Origin of the sequence: Rothia santali, from assembly GCF_024199905.1 — a bacterium.
Lineage (GTDB): Bacteria > Actinomycetota > Actinomycetes > Actinomycetales > Micrococcaceae > Rothia > Rothia santali.
The window spans coordinates 1-23,702 of record NZ_JANAFB010000036.1; the positions used below are offsets into that span (position 1 = coordinate 1).

Genomic DNA, 23,702 nt, shown 5'->3' on the forward strand with positions numbered 1-23,702 from the left:
GTCCCGCTCGGCCCGCTCGCCCTCGCCCTCGGCCGCGCGGCCGGCGGCCTCCCGGAGCGCCCAGAACACCGCCTCCGGGGTGGCCGGGCTGCCGAGGTCCACCTCGATCCCGCCGGGGCCGAACGCCGCGACCGCGGCGCGCAGGGCCTCCCGGACGCTCATGCTCAGCATGAGGGGAGGCTCGCCCACGGCCTTGGAGCCGTACACGACGCCGGACTCGGTGGCCCGCTCGAAGAGGTGGACGTTGAACACCTCGGGCATCTCCGAGAAGCTCGGCAGCTTGTAGGTGCTGGCGGCCTGCGTGGCCAGCCGCCCCCGGCGCTCGCCGTCCGAGAGGTCCCAGCGCAGCTCCTCCAGGGTCAGCCAGCCGGTGCCCTGGACGAACCCGCCCTCGATCTGCCCGATGTCCACCAGCGGGGAGAGCGAGTCGCCGACGTCGTGGACGATGTCCGTGCGCAGCAGCCGGTACGCCCCGGTGAAGGCGTCCACCTCCACCTCGCTCGCGGCCGCGCCGTAGGAGAAGTACTTGAAGGGGTCGCCCTGCATCCGCTTCAGGTCCCAGTGCAGGCCCTCGGTGCGGTAGTACCCCGCCGCGAAGAGCTGGACCCGCTGGAAGTACGCCTCGCGCACCACGTCCGCGAAGGGGACTGAGCCCTTGCCGAGGGCGCGCACGACGTCGCCCTCGAAGCGGACGTCCTGGGGATGCGCGCCGAGCGTCCCGCCCGCGACGCGTGCGAGCCGCGCCGTGATCTGCTCGCACGCGTCCTTGACCGCGCCGCCGTTGAGGTCCGCGCCGGAGCTGGCCGCGGTCGCGGAGGTGTTGGGCACCTTGTCCGTGCGGGTCGGGGCGAGCCGCACCCGCTCCAGGTGCACGCCCAGCGCGGTGGCCGCGACCTGCCGCATCTTGGTGTGCAGGCCCTGGCCCATCTCGGTCCCGCCGTGGTTGATGAGGACCGAGCCGTCCTTGTACACGTGCACGAGGGCGCCGGCCTGGTTGTAGGCGGTGAAGTTGAAGGAGATGCCGAACTTCACCGGGGTCATGGCCAGGGCCCGCTTGGTCTCGGCGTGCGCGGCGTTGAACGCGGCGATCTCGGCCTGCCGGTGCGCGACGTCGGCCCGCTCGGCCAGGGTGTCCCAGATGTCCCGCAGCCTCTCGGCGTGCCGGACGACCTGGCCGTAGGGCGTGGTCTGGCCGGGCCGGTAGAAGTTGCGCCGGCGCAGCTCCCCGGGGTCGATGCCCAGGCGGGGCGCGCAGCGGCCGAGGATGTCCTCGATGACCAGCATGCCCTGGGGTCCGCCGAAGCCGCGGAACGCCGTCTGGGAGGTCTTGTTCGTCCGGGCGATCCTGCCGCGGACCCGGATGTCCGGGATCATGTAGGCGTTGTCCACGTGACACAGCGCGCGGGAGAGCACCGGCTCCGAGAGGTCGAGCGACCAGCCGCCGTCGGAGGTCAGGGTCGCCTCCAGCGCGGTGATCCGCCCGTCCTCGTCGAAGCCGACCTCCCACTCCGCGTGGAAGGGGTGGCGCTTGCCGGTCATGGTCATGTCCTGCGTGCGGTTCAGGCGCAGGCTGACGGGGCGGCCCGTCCGGACGGCGCCCAGGGAGGCGATGGCCGCGAGGCCGTGCGGCTGCATCTCCTTGCCGCCGAAGCCGCCGCCCATCCGCAGGGACTGGACCGTCACCTCGTGGCTGGCCAGGCCGAGGACGTGGGCCACGATCTCCTGCGTCTCGGTGGGATGCTGGGTGGAGGAGTCGACGAGAACCTGGCCGCCCTCGTCCACGCGGGTGAAGGAGGCGTGGGTCTCCAGGTAGAAGTGCTCCTGCCCACCGAACTCGAAGGATCCGCCGAACCGGTGCGCCGAGCGCTCCAGGGCCGGCCGGGCCTCGCCGCGGGAGAGCAGGGGCTGGGCGCCCTGGAAGCTCTCCGCCTCGATGGCCTCGGTGATCGTCACGATCGACGGCAGGGGCTCGTAGTCCACCTCGATCGCCTCGGCGCCCCGGCGGGCGGCGTCGAGCGTCTCCCCCAGGACCCAGCAGACGGCGTGCCCGTGGTACATGACCTCCGTGGGGAACAGCGGCTCGTCCTGCTTGACGCCGGCGTCGTTGACCCCGGGGACGGCCTCGGCCGTGAGGACGTCGGCGACGCCGGGGACGTTCCAGGCGCGCTCGGCGCGCAGCGCGAGGACCCGCGCGTGGGCGTGGGGCGCCTGGACGGGCCAGGCGTGCAGGCTGCTCCTGTCCCGGGTCGCGATGTCCTGGGTGTAGAGCGCCGTGCCGGTCACGTGCTGGGCGGCGCTCTCGTGGGCCACGCGGACCCCCACCCCGTCCGGGGCGGTGCTGGCGGGGGGATGGAGGACGGTGCTCATCGGTTCGCTCCCGGGTGCTCGGAGGGACGGTGCTGGGCGAAGAAGCGCAGGACGCTCTGCTCGAGCATCGCGGTTCGGTAGCGCGCGCTCGCGCGGTGGTCGTCCAGCGGGGTGCTCTCGGCGGTCATGGCGGCGGAGGCCTCGCGCGCAGCCTCCTCGGTCCAGGGGCCGCCGAGCAGGACCTCCTCCGCCGCGCGCGCCCGCAGGGGCGTGGCCGCCACCCCGCCCAGGCCGATGCGGATCGAGGAGACCCGGTCCCCCTCGAGCTGCATCGCGAAGGCCGTGGAGATCGAGGAGATGTCGTCGAAGCGGCGCTTGGCGACCTTGTAGAAGGCCGTCGTCCCGGCCAGCGGCAGCGGGACGCGGACGGCGCGGAGGAGCTCCCCGGGCTCGCGGACCGTCTGCCGGTAGCCGGTGAAGTACTCGGCGAGGGGCACCACGCGCTCCCCGCGGGTCGAGAACAGGACCAGGGAGGCGTCGAGCGCCAGCAGCACGGGCGCCGAGTCGCCGATCGGCGAGCCCGTCCCCAGGTTCCCGCCGAGCGTGGCGCTGTTGCGCACCAGCCGGGAGGCGAACTGCGGGAAGAGCTGGGCGAGCAGGGGGATCCTGCCGGCGAGGGAGCGCTCGGCCTCCGAGAGGGTCAGGGCGGCCCCGATCTCCACGTGGTCCGCGGCGAAGCGGAGCGAGCGGAGCTCCTCGAGGCGGTCGATGGCCAGCAGCGTCCCGGGCCGGGTGTGGCGGACGTTGACCTCGACGCCGACGTCGGTGGAGCCGGCCAGCAGGGTCGCCCCCGGCTGCTCGGCGTAGCGCTCGGCGAGCTCCTCGAGCGAGGCCGGCCGGACGAAGTCCGCCCCGCCGGCGCGCACCTCGGTGCGCCGCGCCGGCGGGGCCGCGGTGCCCTGCCGCCGGAGGAGGGGGTCGTGCTCCTCGGGGGAGCCCAGGGCGTAGGCGGCGTCCTTGATCGGGCGGTAGCCGGTGCAGCGGCAGAGGTTGCCGCTCAGGGCGTGCAGGTCGAAGCCGTTCTCGCCGTGCTCGGGCGTCGCCTCGGAGGCCGGGACGGGGGTCCGCTCCGGCCGGTAGTACTCGGCGGTCATGGAGCAGACGAAGCCGGGGGTGCAGAATCCGCACTGGGAGCCGCCGCGCCCGGCCATCTCGCGCTGGACGGGGTGGAGCTCGCCCGCGGAGCACGGTCCCGGGCGGGCGCCGAGCCCCTCGGAGGTCACGACCTCCTGCCCGTCCAGGGCCAGGGCCGGGACCAGGCACGCGTTGATGGAGGTCCAACGGGAGCCGCCCCGCCCGTCGGGGCGGGCCACCAGGATGGCGCAGGCGCCGCATTCGCCTTCCGCGCACCCCTCCTTGGCGCCGGTGAGCCCCAGGCCGCGGAGCCAGTCCAGCAGGTTGAGGTGGACCGGGACGTCGTCGTCGACTCTCGGCTGACCGTTGACGGTTATCTGGAAAGACCCCATCGTGACGTGCTCCTTCGCTTCTCTGGATGCCGAACGCGCCCTGTGCATGGCGAACGCGAGGAGAGGGAGCTGCGATCTGACTTCCCGATGCAGGGTATCCCATCTCACAGTCCGGGGTTTGATGCAGTCGCCCCGGATATCGCGATTTGGCAATGGTAGCACTCACATTGGCAAAGTATTTCCACATTGCGAAACTCAACGATTTAGCTTCGCGTCGCCCCGCGCGAACCGACCCGCCCCAGCTCCTCCCAGGTCCAATGGGAGCTGAGAACCGCACCAGAGACGTGTTGCGCTTCCGAATACATGAGTGCTCCAGGTCACTTACAGCTTTTCTTCGGGCAACTTCTAGGCCATTCCCTAGCCACCAGAATCTCTCCGCCCCGATGAAAATGCCGCGAATCCATCTCAGGACCGCCACGTCGATCCCCGCGTTCCGCGAATCGCCCCGGCGAATCGGCTTCGAAACACCCGCCGCCACCTTCGACCCCGAGGACGCGAATGAAGATTGACGAGCGAAAATCACCCGACGACCCTTGCGTTACACGGAGTGACTCACGTTACACTGAGCCACGATGCGAAGGATCAATATCGCATCGTGAAATTTCTGAATGGCACCGGCCCCGGTTCGAGGCATCCGTCCTCCCACCTCCGCCCCGAGGGAAGGCCTCCCGATGACGATCCGCAAGAAACCCCGGCAGACCACACGCCGCACCTCGATCCCCGCCGATTCCGACCGGCCCGACGACGCGTGGCTGCCGATCGGCAGGATGATCCTGGACGGCAGGGGCTGACCGCGGGCCCGGGGATCGGCCGAGCGGGCCTCCGCACGGACGCGGACGACGTCGTCGCCGCGCACCATCCACCAGTAGGGAGATCGACATCATGACCGACAGCGCACAGGAACGAGCCGAGTCCCGCGGGGACGCGGAGCCGCACGTCCGCATCGTCACCGGGCACGTGGTCACCCCGCTCCGGGGCTCACCGGACGGAATCCTCGACCTCGAGCGGGGAGCGGTGGCCCTGCGGGACGGGCGCATCCTCGCGGTCGGCGAGGCGGAGGAGGTCCTGGACCGGTATCCCGGGGCCTCGGTCGACCGGCAGGGCGAGCGCCTGCTCGTCCCCGGCTTCGTCGACTGCCACGTCCATTTCCCGCAGATGACCATGATCGCCTCGCCGGGACTGCAGCTGCTGGAGTGGCTGGAGAACTACACCTTCCCCGCCGAGGCCCGCTTCGCGGACCGGGCGCACTGCGAGGAGGTCGCGGAGTTCTTCGCCGACCAACTGGTCGCCCACGGGGTGACCACGGCGTGCGTCTACGCCACGGTCCACCCCGGCTCGGCCGAGGCGCTGTTTCGCTCGGCCCTGGCGCGGGACCTCCGGGTGATCACCGGCAAGGTCTGCATGGACCGCAACGCCCCGGAGCACCTCCTGGACACCCCGGAGCGAGCCTACGAGCAGAGCCTGGAGCTGTTGGAGGCCTGGCACGGGCGGGGGCGGCTCGAGTACGCCGTGACCCCGCGCTTCGCGCCCACCTCCTCGCCGCGGCAGCTGGAGCTTCTGGGCCGGCTGACGGCCGAGCACCCCGACGTCGTCGTCCAGACGCACCTGGCGGAGAACCGCGCCGAGTGCGACTGGGTGGGCGAGCTCTTCCCGGAGGACCGCGACTACACCGCCGTGTACGAGCGCCACGGCCTGGTGCGGCGGCGCTCGGTCTTCGGCCACGCGATCCACCTCTCGGACGGTGAGCTCGAGCGGCTGGGGGCGGCCCAGGCATCGCTCGCCCATTGCCCGACCTCCAACCTCTTCCTCGGCTCGGGTCACTTCGAGCTCCAGCGGGCCCGCCGCCACCGGGGGCTGCGGGTGGGGCTGGGGTCCGACGTCGGCGGCGGCACCAGCCTCTCGCCGCTCGCCTCCCTGAACGAGGCGTACAAGGTCAGCCGGATGGTCGGCGAGCCGGTCGACGCGTTCCAGGCCCTCCGCCTGGCCACCCTGGACGGGGCCGAGGCGCTGGGGCTGGAGGACCGGGTGGGCAGCCTCGAGGCGGGCAAGGACGCGGACCTGGTGGTCCTGGATCCCCGCTCCTCCCCCGTCCTGCGGCACCGGGCCGGCTACGCCGGGAGCACCGCGGAGCTGCTGTTCGCGCTGATGATGCTCGGCGACGACCGGAGCGTCCACGCCACGTACGTCTCCGGCCGGCGGTCGGTCCCCGAGGGACGGGAGGGCTGCGGACCCTGAGGGCGAGGCCCCAGAGGTCGAGGGGACCGCCGCGGCCCCCTCGCGAGAACGACCCGTCATTTCAGTCCGGAACACGAGGAAAGCGGAGACAGCCATGGCAGCAGAGAACGTGAGAGCCCAGGAGACACGCACCCGGCCCCGGTCGCCCCTGGACCGCTACTTCGAGATCACCGCGAGAGGGTCCACGGTCAAGCAGGAGCTGCGGGGCGGCGTCGTCGCCTTCGTCGCCATGGCCTACATCGTGGTGCTCAACCCCCTGATCCTCGGGGGGAGCCCGGACGTGGAGGGCACCAGCCTCGACTTCGCCCAGCTGACGGCCGTCACGGGGCTCGTGGCCGGCGTCGTCACGGTGCTGTTCGGCGTCGTCGCGCGCCTGCCCTTCGCCCTGGCCGCCGGGCTGGGCATGAACAGCTTCCTCGCCGTCTCGGTGGTGCAGGACGTGACGTGGGCCGAGGCGATGGGGCTGGTGATCGTCAACGGCGTCATCATCGTCCTGCTGGGGGCGACCGGAGTCCGGACCGCCATCTTCCACGCCGTCCCGGCGCAGCTCAAGACCGCCATCACCGTGGGGATCGGGCTGTTCATCGCCTTCATCGGCTTCGTCAACTCGGGGTTCGTGACCCGGACAGCCGAGGGGCCGCCGGTCCAGCTGGGGCAGGGCGGCTCCATCACGTCGCTGCCGACCCTCGTGTTCGTCTTCGCCCTGCTCCTGATCGGCGTGCTGGTGGTGCGCCGGGTGCCGGGCGGCATCCTCATCGGCATGGCGGTGGCCACGGTCCTCGCCATCGTCGTGCAGGCCTTCGCGCGCCTGGGGACCGTGGGGGATCCCGTCAACCCCGACCCCGGGGGATGGAACCTGAGCGCGCCCGAGATGCCGAGCCAGGTGGTCGCCCTCCCGGACTTCGGGCTGCTGGGGGCGTTCGACCTCTTCGGATCCCTCGAGCGGATCGGCCTCCTCTCGGCGGTCATGCTGGTCTTCACCCTGCTGTTCACCAACTTCTTCGACGCCATGGGCACGATGACCGGGCTGGCGCGCAACGCGGGCCTGTCCACCGCTGACGGGACCTTCCCGAGGATCAGGCAGGCGTTCATCGTGGAGGGCATCGGCGCGATCGGCGGCGGTGCCGCCTCCGCCTCGTCGAACACCGTCTTCGTCGACTCCGCGGCCGGGGTGGCCGAGGGAGCCCGGACGGGCCTGGCCGCCTGCGTGACCGGTGCGCTCTTCCTGGCCTCCACGTTCTTCGCCCCGCTGATCGGGGTCATCCCCATGGAGGCCGGGGCCGCCGCCCTCGTCGTGGTGGGGGCCATGATGGTGGTCCAGATCCAGGAGATCAACATGAGCAGCTTCCGCGTCTCGCTGCCGGTCTTCCTGACGATCGTGTCGATGCCGCTGACGTATTCGATCGCCAACGGCATCGGCGTCGGCTTCATCTCCTGGGCGCTGATCCACACCCTGACCGGCAAGGCCCGCGAGGTGCACTGGCTGCTCTGGGTGGTCTCGGCGGGATTCCTGCTGTACTTCACCCGGGACGGGATCAGTGCGCTGTTCGGGACGTGATCGGCGGGGCGGCGGGGTTCGCCGCTCGGCGGATGGTGGACCCCCGCTCGGCGCGCTCGGGGCCTCCCCTCGCTCCGCCGGCTAGTGGCTGCCGGTCAGGGCCACCGAGACCCCGACGCCGACGATCGACGCGCCGCCGACCCGTCCGATGGACCTCATCCGGCGGGGCGAGCCGGTCAGCCAGGAGCGGGCCGTGGAGGCCACGAGCGCCCAGCCGGCGTCGGTCGTCAGGCCGATGACCAGCGGCACGCACCCCAGCACCAGCATCTGGGCCGTCGCGCCGCCCGCCGAGGGCTCGACGAACTGCGGGACGATCGCGGTGAACAGGACCAGGCTCTTGGGGTTGGTCACCCCGACCAGGGCCCCGCTGCGGATGGTGGCCCAGGCGCCGGCCGGGGCGCCCCGCCGCGCTCCGGCCTCGCCCGAGGAGGCGCCGGCGGCACCGGCGTGCCGGATGGCCTGCACCCCCAGGTAGAGCAGGTAGAGGACGCCGGCCCACTTGACGGCCTGGAACAGCACCTCCGAGCGCTCGAACAGCGGCCCCAGGCCCAGCGCGATGAGCAGGCCCAGGCTGTAGCAGCCGACGGCGTTGCCGACGACGCTGTACAGGGCCGTCGCGCGCCCGTAGCTGAGGGCCCGCCCGACGACGAACATCACGCTGGGCCCCGGGACGGCGATCAGCACCACGCTGGCCAGCGCCATGCCGAGGGCTTGTTCGAGGGAGATCATTCCGGTGATCTTACGCCGAAGGGCGGCGGCGGGGGTATCGCGCCGCTCACTCCCGTTCACCGGCGGCTGAGCCCCTTCCCCCACGCCGAGGTGCTGGGAGAATCGGGAGGGACCGACCCCGGTGCGGCCCGGCCGGCCCCCCGCGGATCGCGCCGGCGTCCGGCCACACCGAGGTCCGACCACCGCGCCGACGCCCGAACGCACCGACCATGGAGGACCCATGACCCACACCCAGCTCTCCGAGGAGACCACCCGCGCACTCGACGACGTCGTCGCCGCGATCGAGGCCACCGACCTCCCCGTCGCGGTCCTGACCGGCGCATCCGGCGGCATGGGCCGGGAGATCGCCGCCGACCTCTCGAAGGACCGCCTCGTCGTCGCGGTGGGACGCGACCGGGGGCGCCTCGCCGAGGCCGCCGAGCGGGCCGGGGCGGGCGGCGTCGTTATCCTGCCCTGCGAGCTCGGGGAGCTGGAGGCCATCGATGCGGTGTTCTCGCGGCTGCCGCGGGTCGACGCGCTGGTCAACGCCGCCGCGATCGCGCCGCGCGCCACGGTCGAGGACGCCTCGGTCGCGGACTGGCAGGACATGCTGAACACCAACGTCGTCGCGCCGGCCGAGCTGACCCGGGTGCTGCTGCCGCGGCTGCGGGAGAGCGAGGGGATCGTGGTGTTCATCGGCTCGGGGGCCTCGCGGGCCGTCACGCCGTACAACGTGACCTACGCGGCGTCGAAGCACGCGCTGCAGGCCGTGGCGGACGGGCTGCGGAAGCAGGTGGCCGACGACGGCGTCCGCGTTAGCACCGTCTCCCCCGGCCCGACCGACACCCCCATGGTCCAGTGGGACGACGACTACCCGAAGGCGGCGCCGCGGCGGCTGATCGAGCCGGAGACCGTGGCCCGCTCGGTGCGCCACGTGATCGACGCCCCGGCGGACACGCAGCTCGCCGAGGTGTGGGTCCGGCCGCGCGTGGAGGCGTAGGACGGGCCGGTCCCGTCTGCCCACGGGCAGGTGGGACTCCGGCGGTGTCGGCGTCGTCGCGCCGGGCAGCCGCCGGCCGGGCGGGGCTCAGGCCTCGCGCGGCCGCCCGCGCCCGCCCTTCTTCGGCCGGGAGGACAGCGAGATCGCCGCGCACGCGACCGCCAGGACGATGCCCAGCAGCAGGGCCACCGGGTACGGGGCCCACGGCGCGACGGCGCTGAGCAGCGCGGGCGCCAGGAAGCCGAGGTAGGCCACCGAGAAGAACACGGCCGTCACGGTGCCCAGGTACGCGTCCGGGGTGATGCGCTGGACCTCGGTCAGCCCCGTGACCAGCGCGATCCCGTAGCCCGCGCCCAGCACGACGCCGGCCACGAGCGCGATCTCGATCCGCACGCTGGCCGCCGCCCACGCCGCGAGCGCGAGGCCCGCGCACATGAAGCCCATCGCCAGCCAGATCGGGTTCCGGTAGGCGGCCACGAGCTGCCGTGCCCACGCCTGGCCCAGCAGCCCGGTCGACATCGCGACGACGGTCATCAGTGCCGCGAAGGCGATCGGGAGCCCGCCGACCACGGGCGCGAGCGCCGCCGGCAGCACCGCCTGGGCGACGGTCGCTGCGGTGAAGACCCAGGGCCCGATCGGCAGCACCGACCGCGCGAAGTGGGCCCACAGCCACCCCGGGACGCGGCCGCTGCCGGATGCTCGGGCCCCGGTCCCGGACGCCGTGGCGCCGCCACCGATCTCCTCCGAAGCGGCCCCGGGGCTCCTGGTGCCGTTCCCGGCCTCCCCGGTCCCGGTCCCGGTCCCGCTCCCCGGCCCCCCGGCCACGAGCCGATGCCGCGTCTCCGGGACCCGCAGCAGCAGCGTCCCGGCCACCAGCGCCAGCACGATGTGCAGCAGGTACGGTGCCGTCGTCGGCCACGGGCTCCACTGCGCCAGGGCGCCGGCCACGGTCGCGCCCGCGAGGAACCCGCCGGTCAGGGGGTTGGCCGAGCGCCGCGCCGCGGCCCCGGGCCGGCTGTCCCCGACGGCGTCGCCGAGCTCCTTGATCCAGGTGGACCCGACCGCCATGACCAGGCCGAGTGCGATGCCGCACAGGATGCGCCCCGCCCCCAGCGCCAGCACGGAGCCGGGGAGCAGCGCCATGATCGCCGAGCCGAGGGCGCTGATCGGCGCCGCCGGGAGCAGCACCGGCTTGCGCCCGATGCGGTCCGAGAGCCTCCCCCCGACCATCAGGGCCGGGACGATCCCCATGATGTACGCGCCGAGGAGGACGTTCACGGTGAGCGTCGAGAAGTCGCTGACCTCCCGGTACATGATGAGCAGCGGCGTGAACTCGTTGCCGCCCCACGCCACCGCGAGGATGGTCAGGGCCACCGGGATCCACGAGGATCCGCCGGGGCGGGCGGGGACGGAGGGGCGCGGGCGGTTCAGGGGCATGGGCGGTGGGGCGCGACGTCGCGAGCACGGCGCGCCGATTCCTTCCTCGGAGGGATGCGAGCGAGGCGCCGACCGCGCGGGACAGGCGGAGGCACCCGTCCAGAATGCCCCCGGTGCGGGCCCACGGCAAGCTCGGACGGGGTGAGGGCCCGCTGTCCGGCGCCCAGGGAAATGCCAGGCTCCTCCGGGGCTGCTGCGGGCCGCACCCCACTCCGCGGACAGGATCGGCTCCTACGGTAGGAACTACCTCATAGGTGCGAGTGATTGATGGAGAGCAGCCCCGCACGGACCCCCGGGTCCGCGGCGGGGCTGCTCTTCGTCCACCGGCCGCCCCGGCCCGACCCGGCCCCACCGTCCACGCCGCCTCTCCGGCCGCCGTGACGCCTCGCCGGCGAGCGGCCCCGGTCCTCGCCCTCCGACTAGGCTTGATTCTCCCGGCTCCGAACCCACGAGAGGACGTTCCCATGCCCTACCGCCCCCGGCTCAAGGAGCCCGTGCTCGCCCCGCTGGTCCTGCCCGAGCTCGAGGACGGCGACCCGCAGGCGCTGCAGTGGGAGGGCCGCTGCGAGCTGATGCGCTTCGACGGCGCCGACGTCTCGGGGAGGGACCTCTCCGGCATCGAGTTCACCGAGTGCGAGCTCCTGCGCCTCGGCGCCCACGAGACCCGCCTCCGGGGCGCCCGCCTCCTGGAGACCCGCATCGAGCGGATGGTCTCCCCGGGGCTCAACGCCCCGGGCTGCACCCTGCGCGGCGTCGAGCTCGTCGGGTCCCGCCTGGGCGCCGTCGAGATGCACGACGCCGAGGTCCGCCAGCTCCTCGTCGAGGACAGCCGGATCGACTGGCTGAACCTGCGGGCGGGCCGGATGCACGACGTCGTCTTCCGCAACTGCCGCTTCGGCGAGCTGGACCTCGCGGGGCTCGCGGCCGAGCGGGTCGCCTTCGAGGGCTGCACCGCGGACTCGGTGCAGTTCCGCGACGCGATCCTGCGGCACGTGGACCTGCGCGGCCTGGACATGGCGGCGGTCTCCGGGCTGGAGGGTATGAAGGGTGCCGTGATCAGCCCCGAGCAGTCGATGCGGCTGACCCCAATCTTCGCCGAGCACTTCGGGCTGCTCGTCACCGAGTAGGCGACGCCGCCGGGGCCGGTGCCGGGCACGCCGCCGGGATGGACGCTGGGACCGATGCCGGGACGGGTAGAGTGCGTAGCCGCGCCCCCGCGCCCCGAGCGCCCTCCCCGGGCCCCTCGGCTCAGCCCACGACCCGGAAGCCCCCGATGCCGTACCGCCTCGCCCGCCTGGATCGCCTCGCCCGCTTCGTCGGGACGGAGGTCTTCTCGCCGTTCGTCCTCGTCGGGATCCTGCTGGTCGCGATCCCCCTGGCGAGCACCGAGCACTGGCTGTGGCAGGCGGCGGTGGGGCTGGTCAGCGTCGTCGCGATCCCGCTGGCGCTCTCCCTGTGGTTCGCGCGCACCGGGCGGACCACCGACAAGTTCATCTACCACCGGCACCAGCGGCACCTGTTCTACGGGATCTCGCTGGTCTCCGTGGGGGCGGGGACGCTGACGCTGCTGCTCACGCCCAGCGCGCCGGAGGTCAAGGCGCTGCTGCTGGCGATGCTCGCGGCGATCGTCGTCATCGCGCTGGTCAACCTCCGCCTCAAGGCGAGCGCGCACGCGGGGATGAGCGCGGTCTTCGCGGTCCTGGTCCCCGGCCTCTTCGGCCCGTGGTGGCTGCTGCTCACGGTGCCGGTGCACGTGACGGTGTGGTGGTCGCGCTGGGTGCAGCGGCGGCACACGACGGCGGAGCTCGTCGTGGGCACGGTCATCGGCGTGGCGATCGGCGTCGGCTACCTCGCCCTGGTCTGAGGGAGGGGCGCCCCGCCCGGGCGAGTCGGCGGACCCCGTCCGCGACCCGGCGGCACCGCACACGACCCGGCGGCACCGCCCGCGACCCGGGCGACACCCCAGCGAAGATGGGGTCAATTCCCAGGCGTGCTTTGCTAACTTTGCTCTTAAGCCCGCCCGGGCCCGGACCGCGCGTCCCCCAGACGCCGCCCTCGCCCCGCTCCGAAGGGACCGTGTATGCACCTGCAGCCCAAGGACCGCGAGAAGCTCCTGGTCGTGGTCGCGGCCGACCTGGCCCGCAGGCGCCAGGGCCGGGGCCTGAAGCTGAACTATCCCGAGGCGGTCTCGATCATCACCTACGAGCTGATGGAGGGCGCCCGCGACGGCCGCACGGTCGCGGACCTCATGAGCTGGGGCAGCACCATCCTCACCCGCGAAGACGTCCAGGAGGGCGTGCCCGAGATGATCCCGGACGTCCAGGTCGAGGCGACGTTCCCGGACGGCACCAAGCTCGTGACCGTCCACCACCCCATCCGCTAGGCCGAAGCGAGAGCGCCATGCCATCCCCAGAAGCCGTGTCATCCCGAGAAGCCGTGATCCCCGGGGAGTACCTGCTGGCCGAGGAGCCGGTCCGGTGCAACGACGGCCGGGAGGCCATCTCCCTGGAGGTCGTCAACCGCGGGGACCGCCCCGTGCAGGTGGGCTCCCACTTCCACTTCGCCGAGGCCAACCGCGCCCTGGAGTTCGACCGCGAGCGCGCGCTGGGCCACCGCCTCGACATCCCCGCCGGCACCGCGGTGCGCCTCGAGCCCGGCGACTCCACCGAGGTCCGGCTGATCCCCCTCGGCGGCAGCCGCACCGTCTTCGGCTTCCGCGACCTCGTGGACGGCCCGCTGGACGCCCACCTCCCCACGCCCCTGGACCGGACCAAGGCCGCCCAGGCGCCGCCGCGGCACGGCTCGGCGACCGGGGACGCCCCGCGGCCGCTCCACGAGCGCGAGGGCTACTCCAACGAGACCCGCTAGACCCCGCGGGCGGTAGGCCCCGCGGACCCCGCGCGAGGACCCCACCCCCAGGCAACCACCCCTCCAGAGCACAAGGCGGACCATGAGCTTCGAGATGAGCCGGGACCAGTACGCGAGCCTCTACGGCCCCACCACCGGCGACGCCGTGCGCCTGGCGGACACCGAGCTGTTCGCCCGCATCGAGCGCGACCTGACGACGCCGGGCGAGGAGGCCGTGTTCGGCGGCGGCAAGGTGGTCCGCGACGGCATGGGCCAGAACGGCCAGCTGGTGCGCGACGTCGGCATCCCCGACCTGGTGATCACCAACGTCGTGATCGTGGACTGGTCGGGGATCTACAAGGCCGACGTCGGCGTCCGGGACGGCCACATCCTCACGATCGGCAAGGCCGGGAACCCGCACACGATGGACGGCGTGGACATCGTCATCGGCGTGGCCACGGACGTGATCGCCGGGGAGGGCAAGATCCTCACCGCCGGCGGCGTCGACTCCCACATCCACTTCATCAGCCCGGACCAGATCGAGACGGCGCTGGTCTCCGGGATCACGACCATGATCGGCGGCGGCACCGGCCCCAGCGAGTCCAGCAAGGCCACGACCATCACGCCCGGCGAGTGGAACATCCACAACATGCTCCGGGCCTTCGAGGAGTTCCCGATGAACTTCGGGCTCCTGGGCAAGGGGCACGGCTCCTCGATCTCGCCGATGGCCGAGCAGATCCGCGCGGGGGCGATCGGGCTGAAGGTCCACGAGGACTGGGGCGCGACGCCGTCGTCGATCAACACCGCGCTGGAGGTCGCCGACCGGTACGACGTCCAGGTCGCGATCCACACCGACACCCTCAACGAGGCCGGGTTCGTGGAGGACACCCGCGCGGCGATCGACGGCCGCGTGATCCACACGTTCCACACCGAGGGCGCGGGCGGCGGCCACGCCCCGGACATCATCGAGCTGGCCCAGGACCCCAACATCCTGCCGGCCTCGACCAACCCGACCCTGCCGTACACCCGCAACACCGTCGAGGAGCACCTCGACATGCTCATGGTGTGCCACCACCTGAACCCGGACATCCCGGAGGACGTGGCCTTCGCCGACTCCCGCATCCGGAAGGAGACCATCGCCGCCGAGGACGTCCTGCAGGACATGGGCGTGTTCTCGATGACCTCCTCCGACTCCCAGGCCATGGGGCGGGTGGGCGAGGTGGTCCTGCGGACCTGGCAGCTCGCGGACTCCATGCGGCGCCAGCGGGGGAAGCTGCCCGAGGACGAGGGGACGGTCGGCGACAACCACCGGATCAGGCGCTACATCGCCAAGTACACGATCAACCCCGCGATCGCGCAGGGCGTCTCGCACGCCGTCGGCTCGGTCGAGGAGGGCAAGTTCGCCGACCTGGTCCTCTGGGAGCCCCGGTTCTTCGGCGTCAAGCCCGACCTGATCTTCAAGGGCGGCCAGATGGTCCACGGCGTCATGGGCGACGCCAACGCCTCGATCCCCACCCCGCAGCCGCGGTGGTACCGCCGGGCCTTCGGCGCGTACGGCAAGGCCGTCTCGTCCAGCTCCATCACCTTCATGTCCCAGGCCTCCATCCGGGCCGGCGTCCCGCAGCTGCTGGGCCTGGAGAAGACAGTCCGGGAGTGCCGCGGCATCCGCGAGCTGACCAAGGCGGACCTGAAGCTCAACGGCGAGACCCCGCAGCTGCGGGTCGACCCGGAGACCTACGAGGTGCGCGTGGACGGCGTGCCCGTGACGTGCGAGCCCCAGGACCGGCTGCCGATGGCGCAGCGCTATTTCCTCTTCTAGACGGGAGACCCCCACGTGATCGTCACCGAGATCATCGACAACCTCCACGCCGAGTCCGGCCGCCGCCTGGTGGGCGAGCGGCACGTGGAGCGGGTCGTGCTCCCCGCCGCCGACCTGGTCAAGCGCATCCAGCGCCTGAGCACCGACCACGGCCGGGAGCTCGGCCTGCGCCTGCCCGCCCGCACCCCGGACCTGCGGGACGGGGACATCCTGGCGCTCGACGACGCCGGGGCGCGCGGCAGCGCCGTCGTCGTCCAGGTGCTGCCCACCGACGTCCTGGTGATCGCCGCGCGCAGCATCGTGGAGATGGCCTTCACGGCGCACAGCCTGGGCAACCGCCATCTGCAGGCCCAGTTCTTCGACGCGGACAGCGAGTACGGGGCCGAGGTGATGGTGGTCCAGTACGACCACACGGTCCGGGACTTCCTGGACCACCACGGCGTCCCCTACGCGCGGCAGGAGCGGGTCATGCCCGTCCCGTTCCGCCACGCCGAGCACACCCACTGAGCCCGTGGGCATCGAGGAACCGCGGCCGGGCCGCGCCGAGCAGGGGGACCCCGACGGCCTGGCGGGCCTGCTGGGGATGATGCAGCTGACCGACTCGGCCCTGCCGACCGGCGCCTTCAGCCACTCCCTCGGCTTCGAGACCTACCTCCAGTCGGAGCAGATCGCGGACGAGGACGGCTTCTCCGCCTGGCTCGAGGCCTTCGTGGACCAGCAGCTGACCTACACGGACGCCCTGGCGGTGCGGCTGGTCTACGCGGCGTCGGGCTTCGCGGCGGTGGAGGACCTGGACGAGCTGGTCACCGCGCAGGCCCTGCCCGAGCAGATCCGGCGCAGCGGGATCACCATGGGCCGGCGACTGCTCAGCATCGGCGCGGCCTCCTACCCGAGCCCGTGGACGTGCCGCTACCAGCGGGAGGTCGAGGCGGACCGGATGTTCGCTCACCAGGCCACCGTGTGGGGCGTGCTGGCCCGGTCCCTCGGCCTGCCGGAGGAGACGGCGGTGGCGGCGCACCTGTACGCCGCCGTGACCTCCCTGACCCAGAACGCCGTGCGCGGCATCCCGCTGGGGCAGAGCGCCGGGCAGCGGGTGATCCGCCGGGCCCAGGAGTGGGTGCGGCGCGGCCTCGCGACCTCCCGGGAGCTGGTCGCGTCCGGTCAGGCCGGGGAGGCGCTCGGCGCGGTCTCCCCCGGCCTGGAGATCGCCCAGATGAACCACGAGCGCCAGCGGGCCCGGCTGTTCATGAGCTGACGGCCCGCCCGCACCCCGTACACCCCGTAGACCCATCCACGACCCCCAGGAGGACCCATGGACCCCGTCATCATCGGCGTCGGAGGCCCCGTCGGCGCCGGCAAGACCCAGCTCGTCGAGCGGCTGACCCGCGCCATGAGCGCCGAGATCTCGATGGCCGCGATCACCAACGACATCTACACGATCGAGGACGCCAAGATCCTGGCCCGCAACTCCGTGCTGCCCGAGGACCGGATCATCGGCCTGGAGACCGGCGGCTGCCCGCACACCGCGATCCGCGAGGACACCTCCATGAACGAGGCCGCCATCGAGGAGCTGCACCGGCGCTTCCCGGACCTGCAGGTCATCTTCGTGGAGTCCGGCGGGGACAACCTCTCGGCGACCTTCAGCCCCGAGCTGGTCGACTTCTCGATCTACATCATCGACGTCGCCCAGGGCGAGAAGATCCCCCGCAAGGCCGGCCAGGGCATGATCAAGTCGGACCTGTTCATCATCAACAAGACCGACCTGGCCCCGCACGTCGGCGCCGATTTGTCGGTGATGGAGGAGGACTCCCGGGTCTTCCGCAAGGACCGGCCCTTCGCGTTCACCAACCTCAAGACCGACGAGGGGCTGGAGGCGGTCGAGGCCTGGATCCGCCGCGACGTCCTGATGCTCGACCTTGCCTGAGCGACGCGCCGCCCCCGCGGCCCCCAGTGCTGCAGCCGGCTCGGGGCCCGACGCCGCGGGGCCCGACGCCGCGGCCGGCACCCAGCCCTCCTCCGGCGCCCCGGACCCGGCCCCGGCCCCGCCCTGGACCGGCGAGCTGCGCCTGGCCGTCGCCGCCCGGCAGGGCCGCTCCTACGCGGCCCGGCAGTTCCACGAGGGCGCCCTGCGGATCCTGCGCCCCCACTACCTGGACCGCTCCGGGCAGGTCACCTACACGGTGGTCAACCCGGGCGGGGCCTACCTCGGGGCGGACCGCTACCTCATCGACGTCGAGGTGGGCCGGGACGCCTCCCTCGCGCTGACCACCCAGTCGGCCACCAAGGTCTACCGCACGCCCCAGGGCCCCGCCGCCCAGGACATGACGGTGCGGCTGGGCCCGGGCGCGGTGCTGGAACACCTGCCGGACCAGCTGATCGTCTACCGCGGCGGCTCCTACCGGCAGCGGACCTCCGTGGAGATGGACCCGACGTCGTCGCTGCTGCTCGCCGAGGTCGTCACGCCCGGCTGGTCGCCGCGGGGCGAGGCCTTCGCCTACGACGAGCTGCGGATGCGCACCGAGGTCCGCGTGAGCGACCCGTCCGGCCCGGGCTCCCGCGCGCGCCGCCTGGTGGTGGACCAGCTGCGCATCCGCCCCGGGGAGCACGACGACGTCGCCGGCCTCGGCCTCATGGAGGGCCACAGCCACACGGGCCAGCTGCTCCTCGCCGACCGCCGCCTCGACGACGAGCTCTACCGGGAGCTGGTCGCCCTGGTGGACGCGTCCGCGACCCGCTCCGGGATCACGCGCGCCGGGATCCCCGACGTCGGGGGCGTGCGCTGCGTCTGCATCCGCTCGCTCGCGGACTCCACCGAGCGCATCGCCGCGCTGCACCGGGCCGTCGCGGACGCGCTGCGGCGGCGGTGGCGCGGGCAGGCGGGGGTGCGCCTGCGCAAGTACTGAGCCCCAGCAGGGGCCGGGAATCCGCGCGGCGGGTGCATGCCGCGGTGGACCCGTCTCGGTCCCCTCGGTGCGGCGGACGGACTCCGGACCTAGCGGGGCGAGGCCCAGCCAAGCGGGGCGAGGCCCAGCCAAGCGGGGCGAAACCCGGCCTAGCGCGGTGGGGCCCCGGCGTCCTCGGCTCCCTCGGCCCCCTCCCCCACGAGCGGGTGGACCGTGCCGGCGTCGGGGTCCCAGCGGCGGACCGAGACGCCGGCGGCGGCGTCGAGCCCGGGCGCCTCGGCGAGCGCGGCGAACACCGCGGGGAGGTCCTCCCGCTGGACGCGCCGCGCCAGGGTGAGGTGCGGCAGCCAGGGCCCCGTCCCGTAGCCCGAGGCGGCCCGGAGCGGCACGCTCGCGCGCAGGCGGGCGACGGCGTCGAGCAGCCCGGGCGGCGGCAGCACCAGGTCCGCGACGACGTAGGGCCCGCGCCCCAGCACGACGACGCCGTCCACGGTCATCGGCGCGGGCAGCACGTCCGCGAGCAGGCGGCGCGCCTCCTCGCGCAGCTCCGCCCCGATCGCGGGGGCGGCGAGGACGGTCAGGTGCGGGGCGTTGGTCGGCGATCCGTGGCGGGCCTGGCTGGGGAGGCCCGCGGCGTCGAGCGCGGCCCACCGCTCGCGGACGCGGGCGTCGGCGGCGGGGTCCAGGAGCAGGTCGAGGGAGTGCTGGGGCATGGGTCCAGGGTAGGCCCACCGGGTGCTCTCGGCCGGCCCCGCCGGGCGCCCGCGGCCGGCCGCCGAGGTTTCGGGATATCCCGAACCGACGCTTCCGCCTTTCTCCGTTCCCGCCCCGCGCCGCGCGCAATAGCGTAGGAGCATGACCACAGAGAACCGCCCCACGCCGGCAGGGGCCCCGCGCGCCGGCACCGACGAGTCGCCGTCGCGTCCGGCCGCCGCCGCGCCGCGGCCCCATACCGGAACGGATCCCGGCCCGTCCCGGCCCGGCATCCGCGCCCCGGGCGAGGAGGCCCCGGTCCGCCAGCCGCGCGCCCGCTTCCTCCTGACCCTCCTCCACCTGGCCGCACTGGGGGTGCTCGGCCCCGTCGTCTTCGGCGCCGTCGCCGGGCTGGCGGGCGCCGGGGTGGGCCTGATCGTCGTGCTGGGCCTCGGCCTGGTGCTGCTGGTCGGCCTCGTCTACGTGCTCTTCGGCGTGGCCTGGTTCGAGGTCGCCCGCGTCGAGTCGCTCTACGGCCTTGGCGCCCCGCCGCTGGCCCCGCAGCGTCGCGTGCGCCCCGGCTTCGCCGGGTTCCTCCTGCGGATCTGGCACCAGGCCGTCGACGGGCGGATGTGGCGCTCCCTCGTCGACTTCGCGTTGGCCTCCGTGATGGGCATGGCCGTCGTCTGGCTCTTCCAGCGGCTGGTCAACTCCGCCGTGACCGCCTTCGCCCCGCTCGGCTCCGCGGACACGGTCCCCGGGCCCCTCGGCTTCGGCATCCCGGCCAGCCAGGCGCCGTGGGTCGGCGCACTGACGGTGGTCGTGGCGCTCGCGGGGATCGCGGGGCTGGTGCTGCTGCACCGCGTCGTCGCCGTCGCGCTGATCGGCGCGCCGGTCCGCGAGGTCGAGCTGACCGAGCGGGCCCGCGCCTCCGCCGAGCAGCGGGAGGGCGCGGTCAGGGCCGCCGACGTCGAGCGCACCCGGATCGAGCGCGACCTGCACGACGGCGTCCAGCCCCGCCTGGTCTCGGTCGGCATGACCCTGGGCCTGGCCCAGCGGAAGATCGACGAGGACCCGCAGGGCGCCAAGGAGCTGATCGGCGAGGCGCACACCTCCGCCAAGGCCGCGATCACCGAGCTGCGCCAGCTCGCCCGCGGCATCCACGCCTCCGTCCTGGACGACCGCGGGCTCGACGCCGCCCTCTCGGCGCTGGCCGGCCGCTCCCACATCCCCGTGCACCTGGACGTCCGGATGGGCGGCCGTTGCGGCCGGGAGGCCGAGTCGGCGGTGTACTTCGCGATCGCCGAGTCGCTGACCAACGCGGCCAAGCACTCGCGCGCCACCGGCTGCCGGGTGACCGTCCGCCTCCGCCCCGACGGGACCCTGTGGGCCCGGGTGGAGGACGACGGCGTCGGCGGCGCCCGGGTGCTGCCCGGCGGCGGGCTGGACGGCATCATGCACCGCATCCGCGGGGCGCAGGGCACGGTCCGCCTGGACAGCCCGCAGGGCGGCCCCACCGCGCTGGAGGTGAGCGTCCCGTGCGCATCCTGATCTGCGAGGACTCGGTCCTGCTGCGCGAGGGCCTGGTGCGGCTGCTGGACCAGTCGGGGCACGACGTCGTGGCGGCCCTGCCCGACGCCTCGGGCCTGACCGCGGCGGTCGCGGAGACCGACCCCCAGCTGTGCGTCCTCGACGTCCGGCTCCCGCCCTCCTACACCGACGAGGGCATCCGGGCGGCGCTCGGGCTGCGGGCCACCCGCCCGGACCTGCCGCTGCTCGTGCTCTCCCAGTACGTCGAGGAGCGCTACGCGACCGAGCTGATCACCGCCCACGGCGGCTCGCTCGGGTACCTGCTCAAGGACCGGGTCGCCGACGTCTCGGACTTCCTGGACGCGATCGACCGGATCGCGGCCGGCACCACGGTGCTGGACCCGGAGGTCGTGACGCAGCTGCTGACCCGCCGCGACGAGGACGACCGCCTCAAGCGCCTGACCGACCGCGAGCGCACCGTGCTCGCCGCGCTGGCCGAGGGCAAGTCCAACCACGCGATCGCGGCGCTGCTCTTCCTCTCCGAGGCGAGCATCGAGAAGCACATCACCGCGATCTTCCAGAAGCTCGGGCTCGAGCAGGACGAATCCGGCAACCGCCGGGTCCTGGCCGCGCTCGCCCACATCGAAAGCACCCACGGCTCGCAGTCCGCCGAGCCCGGCCGAGGAGGGACCGTCCGATGAACACCCCGGATCACGAGAACCAGCAGGGCCGCCACGCGGCCGACGACGGGCGCCAGGCCGGCGACGGCTACGAGTACCCGGCCACCGCGCCGATGCCCTCCCCCGGGGACGAGACCGGCCGCGGCGGGGCCCCGTGGAGCGGACCGGACGGCTCGTCCGGCGGTCCCTCCGGCGGATCAAGCGGCCCGTCCGGTGGATCGGGCGGCCCGTCCGGCGGCCCCGCGGGTCCCCGCCCGGCGGCCGCGGCACCCCGGCGCGCCGGGTACGGCGTCGTCGTCGGCGTCCTGACGGCCGTGGTCGGCGGGATCGTCCTGGCCACCTCGGCCGGCTCCGAGACCCTGGCCGCCGCCGGGTCCATCAGCCGCGCGGACTCCACGCAGTCGGCGGACGCCGCCGGGATCACGGACCTGGACGTCGACGCCGACGGCGCGCTCCTGACCGTGGGCTTCGGCGACGTCGACCAGGCGGTCCTCGAGGTCCGCAACGGCGCCCGGGACGGCTGGCGGATGCAGCGCGAGGGCGGCGAGCTGACGGTCGGCAAGCGCGACGACTGGTGCCTCATGTGGTGCCACCGCGAGCAGGAGCAGGCCGTGCTGACGCTGCCCGAGAGCCTGAACGACGGCTCGCTGAACGCCGACCTGACGCTCGACGCCGGGGAGCTGCGCGCCGACGGGCGGTTCGCCGACCTGGAGACCACCGTCAACGCCGGCGCCCTGACCGTGACCGGCGCGGCCCGGACCCTCGACGCCGACGTCAGCGCCGGCCGCGCCGACCTGGAGCTGGACGGCGTCGCCGAGGGGACCTTCGGGGTCTCGGCCGGCCGGATGACCGCCGAGCTGACCGGGCAGGCGCCCACGAGCGTCGGCCTCGAGGTCAGCGCCGGCTCCCTGGACCTGACCGTCCCGGACGCGCCCTACCGGGTCGACGTCGACCGCTCGGCCGGGTCCCTGGACAACCGGCTGGACGCGACCGGGAGCCCGACGTCGTCGATCACCGGCGAGCTCTCGGCCGGGAACGTGACGCTGCGGGCGGGCCGCTGATCCGTCCATCCCTTCCGGCGATCGGGACCCAGCGGTGCAGCCGCTTCCCCGGTCGCGACGACCCGCCCCTCCCCACCGGCACGAGCCGGGAGGAGGGGCGGGTCCCCTGCGAGCATCTGCCGGGGATCAGTCCCCGGAGCCGCCCGACGACTCCTGCTCAGACCGCCCCGAGTCCGAGCCCTTGCCGCCGTCCTTGCGGCTGGCGCTGGCCTCGTCCGTGGTCTCGCCCTGGCCGGGCTCCTCCTCGGACGCGTTCTTCTCGAGCTTGCTCTGATCTGACATGGTGACCTCCTCGTGGTCGTTCATGCTGCCGGCTCCCGGCTCCGGGCGGGCCCGGCCGGTGAGCGGCCCGCGGCCGTGCGCCGCGGGTCCGCACGGGGTCACGGCGTCGGGCTGCCGCCCGTGACGCCGAGGGTCTCGCCCGCCACGTACGAGGCCTCCTCCGAGGCCAGGAACACGTAGGCGCCGGCGAGCTCCGCGGGCTGCCCGGCACGGCCCAGAGGGCCACCCTGGCCGAACTGGGTGAGCTTCTCGGTCGGCTGGCCGTGGCTGGGCTGCAGCGGGGTCCAGATGGGGCCCGGGGCCACGGCGTTGACGCGGATGCCGCGCGGGGCCAGCGCCTGGGCCAGGCCCTTGCTGAGGTTGTTCATCGCCGCCTTGGTCATCGCGTAGTCCAGCAGCGTCTCGGAGGGCTGGTACGCCTGGATCGAGGAGGTGAAGATGATCGAGGAGCCGGGCTCGAGGTGGGGCACGGCCGCCTTGGTCACGCGGAACGAGGAGTAGATGTTCGACTTCATCGTCGTGTCGAACTGCTCGTCCTCGATGTCCTCGATGTTCTCGTGCCACACCTGGCGGCTGGCGTTGTTGACGAGGATGTCCAGGCCGCCGAAGGCCTCGACCGTCTGCTTCACGATCGCCTCGCACTGCTCCAGCTCCTGGAGGTCGCCCGGCAGCTGCAGGGACTTCACGCCCGCGCGCTCGATCTCCTGGACGACGTGGTCGGCGTCGGGCTGCTCGTCCGGGAGGTAGGAGATCGCGACGTCGGCCCCCTCGCGGGCGAACGCGATGGCCACGGCCGCGCCGATCCCGGAGTCGCCGCCGGTGATCAGGGCCCTGCGGCCGGCCAGGCGGCCGCTGCCGGTGTAGCTGTTGGTGCCGAGGTCGGCCAGCGGCTTCAGGTCCCGGTCCAGGCCGGGCTCGGACTGGGTCTGCTCGGGCGGCTCGATACTCTCGTACTTGCTGCGGGGGTCCTTGAGGGTGTCGCTCATGTGTCGTGTCCTCTCCCTGCGCGGGTGCTGGGCGGGGGACTTCCCCGTCCGTCGTTACCTCAGCGTAGTGACGCGGACCCCACGGGTGTCGAGGCATTCGGCTGACAGCCGCAAAAGGCCGCCCGGGGCT

22 protein-coding genes are annotated in these 23,702 nt (G+C 73.4%); 15 read left to right on the plus strand and 7 right to left on the minus strand.

Annotated elements, in window-relative coordinates:
- A partial coding sequence (gene xdhB / locus NBM05_RS12270) for a xanthine dehydrogenase molybdopterin binding subunit (RefSeq protein WP_254167870.1) occupies window positions 1–2,367 on the minus strand: 2,367 nt, incomplete at its 3' end.
- On the minus strand, window positions 2,364–3,833 hold the full coding sequence (locus NBM05_RS12275; RefSeq protein ID WP_254167872.1) for a xanthine dehydrogenase small subunit: 1,470 nt from the start codon (window positions 3,831–3,833) through the stop codon (window positions 2,364–2,366). The genes NBM05_RS12275 and xdhB, both read right to left, overlap by 4 nt.
- A gap of 882 nt (window positions 3,834–4,715) precedes the next feature.
- Between NBM05_RS12275 and guaD the strand changes: the two genes are divergently transcribed.
- Both guaD and NBM05_RS12285 read left to right on the plus strand, forming a co-directional pair.
- On the plus strand, window positions 4,716–6,068 hold the full coding sequence (gene guaD, locus NBM05_RS12280; protein WP_254167873.1) for a guanine deaminase: 1,353 nt from the start codon (window positions 4,716–4,718) through the stop codon (window positions 6,066–6,068).
- A 94-nt stretch (window positions 6,069–6,162) separates the two neighbouring features.
- Window positions 6,163–7,626 carry an NCS2 family permease gene (locus NBM05_RS12285; RefSeq protein WP_254167875.1) on the plus strand — a complete coding sequence of 488 codons (1,464 nt, stop codon included), beginning with the start codon at window positions 6,163–6,165 and terminating at the stop codon, window positions 7,624–7,626.
- A gap of 81 nt (window positions 7,627–7,707) precedes the next feature.
- Here the strand turns inward: NBM05_RS12285 and NBM05_RS12290 are convergent, their stop codons facing one another.
- On the minus strand, window positions 7,708–8,355 hold the full coding sequence (locus NBM05_RS12290) for a LysE family translocator (protein WP_254167877.1): 648 nt from the start codon (window positions 8,353–8,355) through the stop codon (window positions 7,708–7,710).
- A 220-nt stretch (window positions 8,356–8,575) separates the two neighbouring features.
- Between NBM05_RS12290 and NBM05_RS12295 the strand changes: the two genes are divergently transcribed.
- A complete protein-coding gene (locus NBM05_RS12295; protein WP_254167887.1) occupies window positions 8,576–9,334 on the plus strand; it encodes an SDR family NAD(P)-dependent oxidoreductase in 759 nt (252 codons plus the stop codon).
- A gap of 87 nt (window positions 9,335–9,421) precedes the next feature.
- Here NBM05_RS12295 and NBM05_RS12300 read toward each other — a convergent pair whose 3' ends face one another.
- A complete protein-coding gene (locus tag NBM05_RS12300) occupies window positions 9,422–10,771 on the minus strand; it encodes an MFS transporter (protein WP_254167889.1) in 1,350 nt (449 codons plus the stop codon).
- A gap of 464 nt (window positions 10,772–11,235) precedes the next feature.
- Between NBM05_RS12300 and NBM05_RS12305 the strand changes: the two genes are divergently transcribed.
- The 9 genes from NBM05_RS12305 (at window position 11,236) to NBM05_RS12345 (ending at window position 18,340) form a co-directional block, all read left to right on the plus strand.
- Window positions 11,236–11,898 (plus strand): pentapeptide repeat-containing protein, encoded by a 663-nt coding sequence (locus NBM05_RS12305; protein ID WP_254167891.1) that lies wholly within the window; start codon window positions 11,236–11,238, stop codon window positions 11,896–11,898.
- A 146-nt stretch (window positions 11,899–12,044) separates the two neighbouring features.
- Window positions 12,045–12,635: a hypothetical protein gene (locus NBM05_RS12310; protein WP_254167893.1), complete on the plus strand. Its 591-nt coding sequence runs from the start codon at window positions 12,045–12,047 to the stop codon at window positions 12,633–12,635.
- Window positions 12,636–12,851: 216 nt separating this feature from the next.
- Window positions 12,852–13,154: an urease subunit gamma gene (locus tag NBM05_RS12315; RefSeq protein WP_254167895.1), complete on the plus strand. Its 303-nt coding sequence runs from the start codon at window positions 12,852–12,854 to the stop codon at window positions 13,152–13,154.
- Between the two features lie 53 nt (window positions 13,155–13,207).
- Window positions 13,208–13,639, plus strand: a complete 432-nt coding sequence (locus NBM05_RS12320) for an urease subunit beta (protein WP_254167942.1) — start codon at window positions 13,208–13,210, stop codon at window positions 13,637–13,639.
- 82 nt (window positions 13,640–13,721) lie between these two features.
- Window positions 13,722–15,437, plus strand: coding sequence for an urease subunit alpha (ureC, locus tag NBM05_RS12325; protein ID WP_254167896.1), 1,716 nt, complete (start codon window positions 13,722–13,724; stop codon window positions 15,435–15,437).
- Window positions 15,438–15,452: 15 nt separating this feature from the next.
- A complete protein-coding gene (gene ureE, locus NBM05_RS12330) occupies window positions 15,453–15,944 on the plus strand; it encodes an urease accessory protein UreE (RefSeq protein ID WP_373689333.1) in 492 nt (163 codons plus the stop codon).
- 76 nt (window positions 15,945–16,020) lie between these two features.
- On the plus strand, window positions 16,021–16,692 hold the full coding sequence (locus NBM05_RS12335) for an urease accessory protein UreF (RefSeq protein WP_254167946.1): 672 nt from the start codon (window positions 16,021–16,023) through the stop codon (window positions 16,690–16,692).
- Window positions 16,693–16,749: 57 nt separating this feature from the next.
- Complete coding sequence (ureG, locus tag NBM05_RS12340) at window positions 16,750–17,361, plus strand: urease accessory protein UreG (protein WP_254167899.1); 612 nt, start codon at window positions 16,750–16,752, stop codon at window positions 17,359–17,361.
- A gap of 136 nt (window positions 17,362–17,497) precedes the next feature.
- A complete protein-coding gene (locus NBM05_RS12345; protein ID WP_254167948.1) occupies window positions 17,498–18,340 on the plus strand; it encodes an urease accessory protein UreD in 843 nt (280 codons plus the stop codon).
- Between the two features lie 149 nt (window positions 18,341–18,489).
- Here the strand turns inward: NBM05_RS12345 and NBM05_RS12350 are convergent, their stop codons facing one another.
- Window positions 18,490–19,053: a 2'-5' RNA ligase family protein gene (locus NBM05_RS12350; protein WP_254167901.1), complete on the minus strand. Its 564-nt coding sequence runs from the start codon at window positions 19,051–19,053 to the stop codon at window positions 18,490–18,492.
- A 142-nt stretch (window positions 19,054–19,195) separates the two neighbouring features.
- Between NBM05_RS12350 and NBM05_RS12355 the strand changes: the two genes are divergently transcribed.
- Genes NBM05_RS12355 through NBM05_RS12365 form a run of 3 tightly spaced genes read left to right on the plus strand, consistent with a single transcriptional unit; the run spans window position 19,196 to window position 22,304 of the window.
- Window positions 19,196–20,584: a sensor histidine kinase gene (locus NBM05_RS12355; protein ID WP_254167903.1), complete on the plus strand. Its 1,389-nt coding sequence runs from the start codon at window positions 19,196–19,198 to the stop codon at window positions 20,582–20,584.
- Window positions 20,572–21,264 (plus strand): LuxR C-terminal-related transcriptional regulator, encoded by a 693-nt coding sequence (locus NBM05_RS12360; protein WP_254167905.1) that lies wholly within the window; start codon window positions 20,572–20,574, stop codon window positions 21,262–21,264. Before NBM05_RS12355 ends, NBM05_RS12360 begins: the two co-directional genes overlap by 13 nt.
- Window positions 21,261–22,304: a DUF4097 family beta strand repeat-containing protein gene (locus tag NBM05_RS12365; protein WP_254167907.1), complete on the plus strand. Its 1,044-nt coding sequence runs from the start codon at window positions 21,261–21,263 to the stop codon at window positions 22,302–22,304. Before NBM05_RS12360 ends, NBM05_RS12365 begins: the two co-directional genes overlap by 4 nt.
- A gap of 126 nt (window positions 22,305–22,430) precedes the next feature.
- On the opposite strand, the gene NBM05_RS12370 is transcribed toward NBM05_RS12365, so the two are convergent.
- Window positions 22,431–22,586 carry a hypothetical protein gene (locus NBM05_RS12370; protein WP_254167908.1) on the minus strand — a complete coding sequence of 52 codons (156 nt, stop codon included), beginning with the start codon at window positions 22,584–22,586 and terminating at the stop codon, window positions 22,431–22,433.
- Window positions 22,587–22,684: 98 nt separating this feature from the next.
- On the minus strand, window positions 22,685–23,572 hold the full coding sequence (locus NBM05_RS12375; RefSeq protein ID WP_254167910.1) for an SDR family oxidoreductase: 888 nt from the start codon (window positions 23,570–23,572) through the stop codon (window positions 22,685–22,687).
- Window positions 23,573–23,702: the final 130 nt, after the last annotated feature.

Coding starts and splice junctions, on each gene's coding strand:
- NBM05_RS12275 (WP_254167872.1), bottom strand. CDS start 3,833: ATGGGGTCTTTCCAGATAACCGTCAACGGTCAGCCGAGAGTCGACGAC.
- guaD (WP_254167873.1), top strand. CDS start 4,716: ATGACCGACAGCGCACAGGAACGAGCCGAGTCCCGCGGGGACGCGGAG.
- NBM05_RS12285 (WP_254167875.1), top strand. CDS start 6,163: ATGGCAGCAGAGAACGTGAGAGCCCAGGAGACACGCACCCGGCCCCGG.
- NBM05_RS12290 (WP_254167877.1), bottom strand. CDS start 8,355: ATGATCTCCCTCGAACAAGCCCTCGGCATGGCGCTGGCCAGCGTGGTG.
- NBM05_RS12295 (WP_254167887.1), top strand. CDS start 8,576: ATGACCCACACCCAGCTCTCCGAGGAGACCACCCGCGCACTCGACGAC.
- NBM05_RS12300 (WP_254167889.1), bottom strand. CDS start 10,771: ATGCCCCTGAACCGCCCGCGCCCCTCCGTCCCCGCCCGCCCCGGCGGA.
- NBM05_RS12305 (WP_254167891.1), top strand. CDS start 11,236: ATGCCCTACCGCCCCCGGCTCAAGGAGCCCGTGCTCGCCCCGCTGGTC.
- NBM05_RS12310 (WP_254167893.1), top strand. CDS start 12,045: ATGCCGTACCGCCTCGCCCGCCTGGATCGCCTCGCCCGCTTCGTCGGG.
- NBM05_RS12315 (WP_254167895.1), top strand. CDS start 12,852: ATGCACCTGCAGCCCAAGGACCGCGAGAAGCTCCTGGTCGTGGTCGCG.
- ureC (WP_254167896.1), top strand. CDS start 13,722: ATGAGCTTCGAGATGAGCCGGGACCAGTACGCGAGCCTCTACGGCCCC.
- NBM05_RS12335 (WP_254167946.1), top strand. CDS start 16,021: ATGATGCAGCTGACCGACTCGGCCCTGCCGACCGGCGCCTTCAGCCAC.
- ureG (WP_254167899.1), top strand. CDS start 16,750: ATGGACCCCGTCATCATCGGCGTCGGAGGCCCCGTCGGCGCCGGCAAG.
- NBM05_RS12350 (WP_254167901.1), bottom strand. CDS start 19,053: ATGCCCCAGCACTCCCTCGACCTGCTCCTGGACCCCGCCGCCGACGCC.
- NBM05_RS12355 (WP_254167903.1), top strand. CDS start 19,196: ATGACCACAGAGAACCGCCCCACGCCGGCAGGGGCCCCGCGCGCCGGC.
- NBM05_RS12365 (WP_254167907.1), top strand. CDS start 21,261: ATGAACACCCCGGATCACGAGAACCAGCAGGGCCGCCACGCGGCCGAC.
- NBM05_RS12370 (WP_254167908.1), bottom strand. CDS start 22,586: ATGTCAGATCAGAGCAAGCTCGAGAAGAACGCGTCCGAGGAGGAGCCC.
- NBM05_RS12375 (WP_254167910.1), bottom strand. CDS start 23,572: ATGAGCGACACCCTCAAGGACCCCCGCAGCAAGTACGAGAGTATCGAG.